13 protein-coding genes are annotated in these 12,950 nt (G+C 67.0%); 8 read left to right on the forward strand and 5 right to left on the reverse strand.

Going from position 1 to position 12,950, the window contains the following annotated elements; all coding sequences use genetic code 11:
* The first annotated feature begins 4 nt into the window (after positions 1–4).
* Positions 5–745 carry an alpha/beta fold hydrolase gene (locus SH591_RS09870; protein WP_324748981.1) on the forward strand — a complete coding sequence of 247 codons (741 nt, stop codon included), beginning with the start codon at positions 5–7 and terminating at the stop codon, positions 743–745.
* A complete protein-coding gene (locus SH591_RS09875; RefSeq protein WP_324748982.1) occupies positions 742–1,518 on the forward strand; it encodes a tetratricopeptide repeat protein in 777 nt (258 codons plus the stop codon). The genes SH591_RS09870 and SH591_RS09875 overlap by 4 nt, the downstream gene beginning before the upstream one ends.
* Here SH591_RS09875 and SH591_RS09880 read toward each other — a convergent pair.
* On the reverse strand, positions 1,506–2,210 hold the full coding sequence (locus SH591_RS09880) for an SIMPL domain-containing protein (RefSeq protein WP_324748983.1): 705 nt from the start codon (positions 2,208–2,210) through the stop codon (positions 1,506–1,508). The genes SH591_RS09875 and SH591_RS09880 overlap by 13 nt on opposite strands.
* A gap of 91 nt (positions 2,211–2,301) precedes the next feature.
* On the opposite strand from SH591_RS09880, the gene SH591_RS09885 reads away from it, so the two are divergent.
* Genes SH591_RS09885 through SH591_RS09895 form a run of 3 tightly spaced genes read left to right on the forward strand, consistent with a single transcriptional unit; the run spans position 2,302 to position 3,908 of the window.
* Positions 2,302–2,715, forward strand: a complete 414-nt coding sequence (locus tag SH591_RS09885; RefSeq protein WP_322831340.1) for a VOC family protein — start codon at positions 2,302–2,304, stop codon at positions 2,713–2,715.
* Positions 2,709–3,437, forward strand: coding sequence for a hydroxyacylglutathione hydrolase (gene gloB / locus SH591_RS09890; RefSeq protein WP_324748984.1), 729 nt, complete (start codon positions 2,709–2,711; stop codon positions 3,435–3,437). Before SH591_RS09885 ends, gloB begins: the two co-directional genes overlap by 7 nt.
* A gap of 45 nt (positions 3,438–3,482) precedes the next feature.
* Entirely contained in the window at positions 3,483–3,908 is a 426-nt protein-coding gene (locus SH591_RS09895) for a hypothetical protein (protein WP_324748985.1), read from the forward strand.
* 85 nt (positions 3,909–3,993) lie between these two features.
* On the opposite strand, the gene SH591_RS09900 is transcribed toward SH591_RS09895, so the two are convergent.
* The 3 genes from SH591_RS09900 to SH591_RS09910 are packed head-to-tail and all read right to left on the reverse strand — an operon-like array spanning position 3,994 to position 8,551.
* Positions 3,994–5,787 carry an AMP-dependent synthetase/ligase gene (locus tag SH591_RS09900; RefSeq protein WP_324748986.1) on the reverse strand — a complete coding sequence of 598 codons (1,794 nt, stop codon included), beginning with the start codon at positions 5,785–5,787 and terminating at the stop codon, positions 3,994–3,996.
* A 54-nt stretch (positions 5,788–5,841) separates the two neighbouring features.
* Positions 5,842–7,509, reverse strand: coding sequence for a gamma-glutamyltransferase (ggt, locus tag SH591_RS09905; RefSeq protein ID WP_324748987.1), 1,668 nt, complete (start codon positions 7,507–7,509; stop codon positions 5,842–5,844).
* Positions 7,510–7,519: 10 nt separating this feature from the next.
* Positions 7,520–8,551, reverse strand: a complete 1,032-nt coding sequence (locus SH591_RS09910; protein WP_324748988.1) for a quinone-dependent dihydroorotate dehydrogenase — start codon at positions 8,549–8,551, stop codon at positions 7,520–7,522.
* A gap of 90 nt (positions 8,552–8,641) precedes the next feature.
* Between SH591_RS09910 and SH591_RS09915 the strand changes: the two genes are divergently transcribed.
* Entirely contained in the window at positions 8,642–10,483 is a 1,842-nt protein-coding gene (locus SH591_RS09915; RefSeq protein ID WP_324748989.1) for a DUF885 domain-containing protein, read from the forward strand.
* A gap of 30 nt (positions 10,484–10,513) precedes the next feature.
* Here the strand turns inward: SH591_RS09915 and SH591_RS09920 are convergent, their stop codons facing one another.
* Positions 10,514–10,849, reverse strand: coding sequence for a hypothetical protein (locus tag SH591_RS09920; RefSeq protein WP_324748990.1), 336 nt, complete (start codon positions 10,847–10,849; stop codon positions 10,514–10,516).
* A 167-nt stretch (positions 10,850–11,016) separates the two neighbouring features.
* Between SH591_RS09920 and SH591_RS09925 the strand changes: the two genes are divergently transcribed.
* Positions 11,017–11,436 carry an RrF2 family transcriptional regulator gene (locus SH591_RS09925; RefSeq protein ID WP_322831348.1) on the forward strand — a complete coding sequence of 140 codons (420 nt, stop codon included), beginning with the start codon at positions 11,017–11,019 and terminating at the stop codon, positions 11,434–11,436.
* The gene (sufB, locus tag SH591_RS09930) at positions 11,436–12,920 is read left to right on the forward strand and encodes a Fe-S cluster assembly protein SufB (RefSeq protein WP_324748991.1); all 1,485 of its coding nucleotides are present in this window, start codon (positions 11,436–11,438) and stop codon (positions 12,918–12,920) included. Before SH591_RS09925 ends, sufB begins: the two co-directional genes overlap by 1 nt.
* Positions 12,921–12,950 lie beyond the last annotated feature (30 nt).

The raw sequence follows: 12,950 nt of genomic DNA on the forward strand, positions 1-12,950 counted from the left end.
GGGCATGATCGAAACACGCTTTCTCGAAATCGGCGAGAATCTCCGCCTGGCTTTCAAACACCGCACCGGCCGCGGGCCGACCATCGTCTTCCTGCCCGGCTACATGTCGGACATGGAAGGCAGCAAGGCGACCGCGCTCGACGCCTGGGCCGAGCGCGCGGGGCGCGCCATGCTACGCTTCGATTATGCCGGCTGCGGCGCCAGCGACGGCGATTTCGAGGCGCAGAGCCTGCTCGGCTGGCGCGGCGACGTGCTGGCGATGCTCGACGAGGTGGTCGAGGGGCCGGTCGTGCTGGTCGGTTCGTCGATGGGCGGGTGGCTGATGCTGCTGGCGGCGCTGGCCGCGCCCGAGCGGGTCGCTGGCCTGGTCGGGATCGCCGCTGCGCCCGATTTCACCAACTGGGGCTTCAGCCAGGACCAGAAGATCGCGATCCTGCAGGACGGCAGGATCGAGGAAGTATCACCCTACGGCGGCGCACCCTACGTCACGACGCGCACCTTCTGGGAGAGCGGCGAATCGCTGCGGCTGCTGCACGGGGAGATCGCGGTCGATTGTCCCGTCCGGCTGCTCCACGGCCAGCAGGATGCGGACGTGCCCTGGACCTATGCGCTCGAGCTGATGAAACTCATCCGTTCATCCGACGTGCAGACGATTTTCGTGAAGGACGGGGACCACCGTCTCTCGCGCGACTCGGACATCGCGCTCCTCATTCGCGCGGTGGCGGGATTGCTGGAGGCCTCGTGATCGTAACATTCCTGGCGCTCGCCGCCGTCCAGGCGGAGCCGCAAACGGCCAGCCCGCAGGATCGGGCGATCGAGGCCGAATATGCGCGCTGCACCGAACTGGTGAAGAGCGACGCCGAAAGGGCGATCCAGGTCGCCGGAGACTGGCGGCTGCGCGGCGGCGACATCTATGCCCGCCAGTGCCTCGGCCTTGCCTATGTCCAGCTCGAGCGCTGGGCGTCGGCCGCCACCGCGTTCGAGCAGGCCGCACAGGATGCCGAGCGCGTGCGCGATCCGCGCCGCGCCGATTTCTGGGTGCAGTCGGGCAATGCCTGGCTCGCCGCGAACGAACCCGCCAAGGCACGCGCCGCCTTCGATGCCGCGCTCGCCATCCCCGCCTTGACGCCCGAATTGCGCGGTGAGGTCTATCTCGACCGCGGCCGCGCCGGCGTCGCGCTGGGCGATCTCGCCGGCGCGCGCAAGGATCTCGACGAGGGCGTGAAACTGGTCCCCGGCGATCCGTTCGGCTGGTATCTGTCGTCGGCGCTGGCGGTCCGCCTTTCCGATCTGCCGCGCGCCCAGTCTGACATCGCCGAGGCGGTGCGGCTGGCGCCCGACAATGCCGATCTGCTCGTCCACGCCGGCAACGTCGCCGGCCTGTCGGGCGAGGTCGATGCCGCCAAGGGCCTCTACATGAAGGCGATCAGGGTCGCGCCGGGCTCCCCGGCGGCGGCCGCCGCCCGGGCGGCGATCGCCGCCAATCCGGACCAGCCCGCGCCCGCTCAGTCCAAATAGAAATCGATCGTCGTCACGACGCGCACCTTCTGGAACGGCGAGTCGTTGCCGGACTCGCTTTCCTCGCCGTGGCGGGCGCCGACCGAGAAATAGCCCTGGGTCGCCTGCTTGATGCCGCCGACGCTGGTGCCGCTGTCGCGCGCGAACTGCTCAGCACCGCGGCGCGCGTCCTTGGTGGCGGCGACGATCATCGCCGGCTTAACGTCGTTCAGCTTGGTGAAGCTGTAGACGATGCCCGATCCCTCCTCGATCGCGACGCCGCTGCGGATGAGGTCGAACTGGCGGGCGAAGGCGGCGCGCGCCTTCATGACGTCGGTGCTGCGCAGCTGCAGCCGGCGCCGCACGGTAATGCTGTTGAGGCCGCGGTTGCTGTCATAATATTGGTTCACGCCGACGCCCGCGGTCGTAATCTCCTGGTCCTTGAAGCCGGCGCCGCGCAGGAAATTCGCGATCGCGCGCGTGTCCTGGTCGATCCCCGCCTGCACTTGGGCCAGGTCGGTGCCCTGCTCGGAATAAGCGATCGTCCAGGTGGCGAGGTCGGCGGTGACATTCTGCTCGGCCAGGCCGCGCACCGTCACCGAGCGGTCGGCCATCCGCGCCCGCCGCAGCCCGTCGCCCAGCAGGTAGCCGCCGATGACGATGCCGAGTGCGATGATGGCGGCGGCGATCAGGCTGTTGCGGCTGGCGCTCATTCTCGGTCCCTTCGCAGTGGAACGGCGGGGCTTTCCGCCCCATATACAGCGCGCGAGCGGCTTTCGCACTGCTGAACGATCTGGAGCCGGAATGAAGTATCTGCACACCATGATCCGCGTCTCGGACCCGGAGGAGACGATCCGCTTCTTCACCCTGCTCGGCCTCCGCGAGACCCGGCGGATGGAGAATGAGCAGGGCCGCTTCACGCTCATCTTCCTGGCCGCGCCGGGCGACGAGGCGGCCGAGGTCGAGCTCACCCACAATTGGGACGAGCAGGGCTATGACGGCGGCCGCAATTTCGGCCACCTCGCCTACCGCGTCGACAATATCTACGAGACCTGCCAGCGGCTGATGGACGCCGGCTACACGATCAACCGCCCGCCGCGCGACGGCCACATGGCCTTCGTCCGCACGCCCGACGCGATCTCGATCGAGCTGCTGCAGGACGGCCGTTTGCCGCCGCAGGAGCCCTGGGCCTCGATGGAGAATGTCGGCACATGGTAGAGATCGTCCGCATCCCCGCGCTCAGCGACAATTACATCTGGCTGGTCCACGATCCCGATTCCGGCGAGACCGTCGTGATCGATCCCGCCGTGGCGGCGCCGGTCCTGGCCGAGGCCGAGGCGCGGGGCTGGCGGATCGGCCAGATCTGGAACACACACTGGCACCCCGACCACACCGGCGGCAATGAAGAGATCAAGGCCACGACCGGCTGCATCGTCACCGGCCCCGCCGCCGAGGTCGCGGGCATCCCGACCCTCGACCGCCAGGTGGCCGAGGGCGACACGGTCCATCTCGGCGCGCATGAAGCGCAGGTGATGGAGGTTCCGGCCCACACCGCCGGCCACATCGCTTATCATCTGGCGCAGGATTCGATCCTCTTCCCGGGCGACACCCTGTTCGCGATGGGCTGCGGCCGCCTGTTCGAGGGCGACGCCGCGCAGATGCATTCCAACCTCCAGCGCTTCGCGGCCCTTCCGCCCGAAACCCTGGTCTATTGCGCCCACGAATATACGCTCGCCAACGCCCGCTTCGCGCTCACGGTCGAACCCGACAACGCGGCGCTGCGCCAGCGCGCGGCGGCGGTCGAGGCCGCGCGCGCCGCCGGCGAGGCGACCGTTCCGACGACGATCGCGCTCGAGCGCGATACCAATCCGTTCATGCGCGCCGCCTCGGCGCAGGAGCTTGCCGAATTGCGCCTCGCGAAGGATAATTTCCGCAGCTAGCCGCCCGAATCCCTCGGCGGTGCGTTGCGTATCGTGGAGGTTGTCATGAAACCGATCATCATGCTTTCCGCAGTTGTCGCCCTGCTGGGCGGCTGCGCCTATGACCGCGGTCCCGAAGCCGCGGCCCGCGCCGAGGCCGAGATGGCCGAGGATGCGGCCAATCTGGAACAGGCGCTGGCCGGCCGCGTCGCGGAGGATCCGCAGAGCTGCGTGAACTCGCGCGATCTCGCCGGCAACAAGTCGTTCGGCGAGGGCGCGATCCTGTTCCGCGGTCGCACCAATTCCACGGTGTACGTCAATCGCCCGCCGACCGGCTGTCCCGACCTCAGTTACGGCCGCGCGCTCAAGGTGCGAACGATCTCGACGCGCCTCTGCCGCGGCGACATCATCAATGTGTTCGATCCGGTCAGCGGGGTCGAATATGGAAGCTGCAGCCTCGGCGACTTCACGCCTTACCGGCGCGGCCGCTAAATCGTCATTGCGAGGAGCATAGCGACGAAGCAATCCAGCGGGGCCCATTGGATTGCTTCGCTGCGCTCGCAATGACGCTGTCGCGTCAGCGCGCGTAGAGCGCGTCGAGCCGCTCGCCGTAGATCCGCTTCAGAATGTGGCGGCGGATCTTGATCGACGGGGTCAATTGCTCGTTCTCGACCGTGAACGGTTCGTCCGCGAGGATGAAGCGGCGGACCTTCTCGGTCACCGCCATATCGGCATTGACGCGCTCCACCGCCGCGCCGATCGCGCGGTGGTAAGCCGGGTCCTTGGCCAAGGCCGCGAAATCGACCTTCATGCCGTTGGCGGTCGCCCATTCGGCGGTCCATTCGGGATCGGGCACGATCAGCCCGACGATGTAAGGCCTTTTGTCGCCGACCACCATCGCCTGGACGATCTCGGGCTGCAGGGTGAGCATGCCCTCCACCTTCTGCGGCGCGACATTCTCGCCCTTGTCGTTGACGATCAGATCCTTCTTGCGGTCGGTGATGACGATCCGCCCCGCCTCGTCGATATGGCCGACGTCGCCGGTGTGGAGCCAGCCGTCGACCACGGTCTGCGCGGTCAGCGCCGGATTGCGCCAATAGCCCTTCATCACCAGCTCGCCGCGCACCAATATCTCGCCGTCGTCGGCGATGCGGACCTCGGTGTTCATCAGCGGCGGGCCGACCGTGTCCATCTTGATGCCCGCCTTGGGCCGGTTGCAGCTGATCACCGGTGCCGCCTCGGTCTGGCCGTAGCCCTGCAGCAGCGTCAGCCCCATTGCGTGGAAGAAGATTCCGACCTCGGGGTTGAGCGGCGCTCCGCCCGAAACCATCGCCTTGATCCGGCCGCCGAAGCGCGCGCTGATCTTGGGCCGCAGCGTCTTGCCGAGGATGAAGTTCATCGGCCGGTCGAGCAGCGGCACCCCGCCGGCATAATCCTTCGCGCCGATCGCGAGCGCGCGGTCGAGCAAATAGCTGGTGAGCCGGCCCTGCTTCTCGACCTGCTTCATGATGCGCTGGCGCAGCACCTCGAACAGGCGCGGCACCACGACCATGATCGTCGGCTTCACCTCCTCGATATTGGAGGCAAGCTTCTCCAGCCCTTCCGAATAATAGATCTGCCCGCCGAGCCCGATCGGGAAATGCTGGCCGCCGCTATGCTCATAAGCATGGCTGGCCGGGAGGAAGGAGAGGAAGACCTCGTCGTCCCAGCCGAAATCCTCGCCGATCACGTCGACGCAGCCTTCGACATTGTGGAGGATGGCGCCGTGATGCTGCATCACGCCGCGCGGCGCTCCGCCGGTCCCGGATGTGTAGATGATGCAGGCAAGGTCGTCGCGGGTGACGCTCGCCGCAGCGGCCGCGGCGGCATCGACGTCGGCGGTCTCCGCCGCGATCAGCGCGTCCCATTCGTGGAAGCGGACGTTGCTCGCCTGGCTGGCGCGGATCGGCTCGATGCCGATCACATGCTCGCAGCCCGATGTGCGCAGCGCCGCCGGCAGCAGCGTCTTGGCGAGCTTGGGCGTCGACACGATCACGGCACGAGCGCCGCTGTCGTCCAGGATATGCTGATGGTCGCGCTCGGTATTGGTGATGTAGGTCGGCACGGTGACGCAGCCGGCCGCCATGATGGCGAGGTCGGCGATCGCCCATTCCGGCCGGTTCTCCGAAACCAGCATCACCGTGTCGCCGGGGTTGAGCCCGATCCGCTTCAGCGCGGCGGCCAGCGCCGCGACCGTCTGCGCCGCCTCGCGCCAGCTCGTCGGGCGCCACTCGCCCTGCTTCTTCGCCCACAGGAATGGCGCATCGCCCTTCTCCGCGGCCCGCGTGAAGAACATCGTGACCAGATTCGGAAAATGTTCGAACGTGCGCATGTAGCCTCCCCGGGACGCACGGTTTGCCCGTGTCTGCGCCCGTCTTTAGCCGACCTATTCGGTAAGCGCGACACCCTCGCTGCGCGGGTCCGCGGCGCCGCGCCAGCCGGCCGTCCTGCGCTCGACCGCGTTGAGCTTCGATCCGAGGTTGGATGCGCTCACCAGCCCGTCGATCTTGCTCAGCTCCGGGATCATCTTCTCGAGGAAGGTGCCCCGCTCGACCAGCGTCGTGTCGCCGGTGAAGAAGATGTTGGGCAGCGCGATCGCCTCCTGCGCCGACAGGCCGAAATCGATATAGCCGACCAAAGATTTCAGCACGTGCATGATGATGCGCGGGCCGCCGGCCGATCCGACCGCGAACACCGGCTGGCCACTCTCGTCATAGACGATGGTCGGCGACATGGACGAGCGCGGGCGCTTGCCCGGCTCGACCCGGTTCGCGACCGGCGCGCCATCCTTCTCGGGCACCATGCTGAAGTCGGTGAGCTCGTTGTTGAGGAAGAAGCCGCCGGCGACGAGCTGGCTGCCGAACGCGTCCTCGATCGTCGAGGTCATGTTGGCGACATTGCCGTCCTTGTCCACCGCCGCGAAATGGGTGGTGCCGGGCACTTCGTCGGCCGGGCCGCGCGTGCGGGCGGCGGCGCCCGGCGGCGTGCCGGGCTCGTATTTGCCGAGCGAGCGAGCGAGCGAGATCAGTTTCGAGCGCGAGCGCATGTAAGCCGGGTCGATCATGCCGGCGACCGGAACCAACACGAAATCGGCGTCGCCGACATAGGCGTCGCGGTCGGCATAAGCGAGCTTCATCGCCTCGGCAATGGCGTGCCAGCTGCGCGGATCGTCCTTGCCCATCGCCTTCATGTCGAACCGCTCGATCATGCCGAGGATCTGCCCGACCGTGGTCGCGCCCGACGAGGGCGGGCCCATGCCGCACACCTTGTACTTGCGGTAATGGGTGCAGACCGCGGCCCGGTCCTTCGCCTGATAGGCGGCGAGGTCGGCGAGCGTGAGCTGGGTCGGGTTGGACGGCGCGTTGGCCACGGCCGCGCTGATCGCCTCGCCGATTTCGCCGCTATAGAAAGCGTCCGGCCCGCGCTCGGCGATCGCCCGCAAAGTCTTGGCCATTTCGGGGTTGCGGATCGTGTCGCCTTCCTTGGCGAGTTGGCCGTCCTTCACGAACAGGGCCCGCGCCTCGGGAAAGCGCTCGAACAATTTCTGCGAGGCCACGAGCCGCCGGGCCAGCGTCCCGTTGACGACGAAGCCCTCGTCGGCAAGTCGGATCGCCGGCGCGAACAATTGCGCCCAGGGCAGCTTGCCCCAGCGCTGATGGGTGCGCGCCATCAGCCGGATGTTGCCGGGGACGCCCACCGAAAAGCCGCCCGGCTGCGCCTTGCTGTACGGCATCACCTTGCCGTCGGCGCCGATGAAGCGGTTGGGGCCGGCCGCCGCCGGCGCCTTCTCGCGGCCGTCGATCGTCTGGATGATGCCGAGGCTCGCGTCGTGGTGGATCATAAAGCCGCCGCCGCCGATGCCCGAGCTTTGCGGCTCGACCACGGTCAGCGCCAGCATCATCGCCATCGCCGCATCGGCCGCGCTTCCACCCGCCTGCAAAATCTCGCGGCCGGCCGCGCTGGCGCGGGGATCGGCGGAGGAGACGACGCCCTGCGCCGTCGCGGCAACGGGCGCAACGATCAGTGCGACAAGCAGCAGGAAGCGTTTCAACATGCGTGTATCCTTACCGATGATCGGCGCCGACCGCCTCGCCGAGCGAGGTGAAGCCGTCACGCCTGAGGAGGCCGTTCAGTTCAGAGACGATGAGCCGGGCCAGGCCCGGGCCGCGATAGACGAGGGCCGAATAGAGCTGGACCAGGCTCGCGCCGGCGCGGATGCGGCGATAGGCGTCGACGCCGTTTTCGATCCCGCCGGCCGCGATCAGCGGCAGCGCGCCGCCGGTGGCGGACCGGAAATCGCGCAGGCGTTCCAGCGCCAGCGTCTTCAGCGGCGCTCCGGAAAGGCCCCCGGCCTCGCCGCAGTGGCGCGAGACGAGGGCGGGCCGCGATATCGTGGTGTTGGAGACGATCAGCGCGTCGATGCCGCGCTCGATCGCGACGGCGGCGATGTCGTCGATATCCGCGCGCTCCAGGTCCGGCGCCAGCTTCAGGAAGATCGGCGGTCCGCCGGCGCCGCGCGCCTCGGCGACGGCGGCGAGCAGGGCATCCAGCGCGCCCTTGTCCTGCAGCGCGCGCAGGCCCGGCGTGTTGGGCGAGGAGATGTTGACCGTGAGATAGTCGGCAACCGGCGCCATCGCCTGCACGCCCTTCACATAATCGAGGATGCGGTCGGCGCTGTCCTTGTTCGCGCCGATATTGGCGCCGACGATACCGGCACCATGGCGTCGTCGCTCCAGCCGCGACCGCGCCGCGTCGAGCCCGCCATTGTTGAAGCCCATCCGGTTGATCACCGCCCGGTCCTCGGCCAGCCGAAACAGGCGCGGCTTCGGATTGCCGTCCTGCGGCAGCGGCGTGACGGTGCCGACCTCGGCGAAGCCGAAGCCGAGGCGCAGGATCGGTCCGAACACCTCGGCATTCTTGTCGAAGCCGGCGGCGAGGCCCACCGGATTGGGGAAGTGCAGCCCCGCCACGCGGATCGGCAGCGTCGGCTTGGGCGCCTTGCCCGTCGGCAAGGCTTTCAGCGCGGCCAAGGTCCAATGATGCGCGCGTTCGGCGTCGATCGAGAAGATCAGCGGGCGCAGGAGGGGGTACAGCATTGCCACCGGCTATGGCATTGGCGCCGACACTGGTCAAAGCCCGCAAAGCGCGCCTACTCTATGCCTAAAGGTAATATGGGAAGGATGTTCATGATCCGCACTTTGCTGCTCGCCTCGACCGCTCTCCTCGCCGCCTGTGCGACCACGGCGCCGGAAGCGTCGGCGCCAGCCGCCGCTCCGGTCGCGGCGGCTGCTCCGGCGGCGGACAGCGCGGAACTGGCCGCATTCTTCGAGGCTTATGACCAGGCGCAGCTGGCGATGTCGCCGCTGGCCAAGGCGTCGCGCGGGATCCGCGACGCCGATTACGGCAAGTGGGACGAATATGGCGAGCGGGCCGAGATCAAGTCCCGCGAACTCGATACCCGCACGCTCGCGGCTTTGCGCGCGCAGTTCGATCGCGCCGCGCTCTCGCCGGCCGATCAATTGAGCTACGATCTGTTCGAATATAGCGTCGCGCGCAGCGAGGCGATCTTCCCATATCGCCGCCACGGCTACGTCTTCGACCAGATGAACGGCGTCCAGAGCGACGGGCCCGCCTTCCTGATCAACATCCACCGCGTCGATACGCTCGCCGACGCCGAGGCCTATCTTTCGCGGCTGCAGACGCTCGACACTCTGCTCGATCAGGCGATCGCCGAGGCGAAGGCTCGCGAGGCGCTCGGCGTGCTGCCGCCCAAATGGGTATTCCCTTATGTGATCCAGGACGCGCGCAACATCGTCAGCGGCGCGCCTTACGGCCCCGGCGCCGACAGCGCCCTGTTCGCCGACTTCAAGGCCAAGGTGAACAAGCTCGACATCGCGCCGGCGGAGAAGGCGCGGCTGATCGAGTCGGGCCGCAAGGCGCTCGTCGAGGAGGTGAAGCCGGCTTATCAGCGCGTGATCGCCCTGATGGAGCAGCAGCAGAAGTCGGCCGGCAGCGACGACGGCATCTGGCGCTTCCAGAACGGCGCCGACCAATATGCCGCTTTGCTTCGTTATTACACGACCACCGCCATGGGCCCCGAGCAGATCCACACGCTCGGCCTCGAGCAGGTCGCCCGCATTCACGACGAGATGCGCGGCATCATGAAGCAGGTCGGCTTCGCCGGCACGCTCCAGCAATTCTTCGAGAAGATGCGGACCGACAAGGCCTTCTACTTCCCCAATACCGACGCCGGCCGGCAGGCCTATCTCGACAAGACCGAGCAGTATAACAAGGAGATGACGGCCAAGCTGTCCGACTGGTTCGCGACCACGCCCAAGGCGCCTTTGGTGGTGAAGCGCGTCGAGGCGTTCCGCGAGAAATCGGCGGGCAAGGCATTCTACAACCGCCCCGCGCCGGACGGCTCGCGCCCCGGCACCTATTACGTCAACCTCTACGACATGAACGACATGCCGACGACCGAGATCGAGGCTCTGTTCTACCACGAGGGCGTTCCTGGCCACCATCTCCAGCGCGCGGTCCAGACCGAGCTCGGCGATTCCGTGCCGCCCTTCCGCCAGTTCGGCGGGTTCACCGCCTATAGCGAGGGCTGGGGCCTCTATTCCGAGAAGCTCGGCAAGGACATGGGCCAGTATCAGGACCCGTACAGCGATTTCGGCCGGCTCCAGCTCGAGCTGCATCGCGCCATCCGCCTCGTTGTCGACAGTGGCATCCACCACAAGAAATGGACCCGCGAGCAGGCCATCAAATATGTCGAGGACAACAGCGCCGACGCCAAGGGCGGAATCGTCAAGGCGATCGAGCGCTACGTCGTCTACCCGGGACAGGCGACCGCCTACATGGTCGGCAAGCTGAAGATAGAACAGTTGCGCGAGAAAGCCCGCACCGCGCTCGGCGACCGCTTCGACATCAAGGGCTTCCACGACGCCGTCCTGCTCTCGGGCCCGGTCCCGCTCGATTTCCTCGAAAGGAATGTCGACGCCTGGATCGCGCGGCGCAAGGCGGACTGAGCAAGGCGTCCGGCTTCGGCCGGACGCTCGCTACCGGAGGGGGCGTATCGGCCGCAGCTTGAAGCCGGTGATCTTGTTTCCGTAGGTGCATTCGAACGAGCGTTTTTCGACGTCATCGTCCACGGTGCCCCAGACGATGATCCTGCTCGCGCTGCGCTGCTCGGCATCGATGATGTGCACCGTGCCATATTGGGCTGCGCGGGCGGTGCAGTCGCTCACCGCTGAGGGTCGCAGATGCTCGTTGGCCTGCGGCGTGCCCTGCGCCGCGCGGGCCGCCATGCCCGCCGCGCTCATCGCCATCCCCGCCGCGCACCCGCCGAGCGACAGAAGGCTGGCTGCTAGGAAGAGGGGTATGGCAACGCGCATGGGTGACCGCCTGTCGGAATGAGTGCAGCGACAGTATCTTACTGCCATTCATGTGCCAGCGTGCAACCATCTAATCGTCCCGTCACGGAGCCCCCGGCGATGGCCGGTTGATTTCCATCCCCCAAGCGACCACATGGCAATCGGATCGAATCAATCCGATTGGAATCATGCGCCTTACCTCCCTTGCCGATTATGCCGTCGTGATGATGTCGGCGGCCGCCCGCCATACGGAGGCCGGGGGCGGCGACGCGCGGCTGTCGGCGGCGAGCCTGGCGGAGGAGACCGGCGTTCCGCTGCCGACCGCGCAGAAACTGATGGGGCGGCTCGCCTCGGCGGGCCTGCTGACTTCGGCGCGCGGCACCGGGGGCGGCTTTCGCCTCGCCCGCGCGGCTGGCGGAATCAGCCTTGCGGATATTATCGAAGCGGTCGAAGGGCCGATCGCCATGTCCAATTGCATCGAAGGCAAGCGCAGCGACTGCGCCCTCGAAGGCAATTGCCAGGTCAAACCCCATATGAGCGTCGTCAACGGCGCGGTGCGCGGGGCGCTGCAGGGCGTCACCCTCGCCACTCTTTCCGAGGTGAAGTAATGGACGCCAGTCAGCCCGAGGTACGCAATCAGGAAGCCCAGGACGCGATCGACCGCGCCTCTTCCTATGAATGGGGCTTCACCTCCGACATCGAGCAGGAATTCGCGCCCAAGGGCCTGTCGGAAGACACCGTCCGCTACATCTCGGCCAAGAAGGGCGAGCCGCAGTGGATGCTCGACTGGCGGCTGAAGGCCTATAAGGCGTGGCTGACGATGGAAGAGGTCACCTGGGCCAAGCTCGACATCCCGCCGATCGATTTCCAGGACGCTTATTATTATGCCGAGCCCAAGCAGAAGCCGGAGCTGAAAAGCCTCGACGAGCTCGATCCGGAGATCCGCCGCACCTACGAGAAGCTCGGCATCCCGATCGAGGAGCAGAAGGTGCTTGCCGGCGTCGAGGGCGCGCGCAAGGTCGCGGTCGACGCGGTGTTCGACAGCGTCTCGGTCGCCACCACCTTCCGCGAGGAGCTGAAGAAGGCCGGAGTCATCTTCCTGTCCATCTCGGAGGCGATCCGCGAATATCCGGACCTCGTCCGCAGATATCTGGGCTCCGTGGTGCCGCAGCGCGACAATTTCTTCGCCTGCCTCAACAGTGCGGTCTTCTCCGACGGCACCTTCGTCTACATCCCGGAGGGCGTGCGCTGCCCGATGGAGCTCTCCACCTATTTCCGCATCAACGCGGCCAATACCGGCCAGTTCGAGCGCACGCTGATCGTCGCCGACAAGGGCTCCTACGTCTCCTACCTGGAAGGCTGCACCGCGCCGATGCGCGACGAGAACCAGCTCCACGCCGCGGTGGTCGAGCTTGTCGCCTTGGACGATGCCGAGATCAAATATTCGACCGTCCAGAACTGGTATCCGGGCGATGCCGAGGGCAAGGGCGGGATCTACAATTTCGTCACCAAGCGCGGCGCCTGCCGCGGCGACCGCTCGAAGATCAGCTGGACCCAGGTCGAGACCGGCTCCGCCATCACCTGGAAATATCCGTCCTGCATCCTCCAGGGCGAGAGCAGCGTCGGCGAATTCTATTCGGTCGCGCTCACCAACAATATGCAGCAGGCCGATACCGGCACCAAGATGGTTCACCTCGGCAAGAACAGCCGCTCGACGATCGTCTCGAAGGGCATCAGCGCCGGCCGCTCGAGCAACACCTATCGCGGTCTGGTGCGGGTCAATGCCGGCGCCGACAATGTCCGCAACTTCACGCAGTGCGACAGCCTGCTGCTCGGCGACCGATGCGGCGCCCACACCGTGCCCTATATCGAGGTGAAGAATCCCTCGGCGCAGATCGAGCATGAGGCGACCACCTCGAAGATCAGCGACGACCAGATGTTCTACGCCCAGCAGCGCGGCCTCAACGCCGAGGACGCCGTCGCCCTGATCGTCAACGGCTTCGCCAAGGAGGTGCTGCAGCAGCTCCCGATGGAATTCGCCGTCGAAGCGCAGAAGCTGCTCGGCATCAGCCTCGAGGGGAGTGTCGGATAAACGTCGTTCCCCGGCACAGGCCGGGGTCCA

This window comes from Sphingomonas sp. LY54 (assembly GCF_035594035.1).
GTDB lineage: Bacteria > Pseudomonadota > Alphaproteobacteria > Sphingomonadales > Sphingomonadaceae > Allosphingosinicella.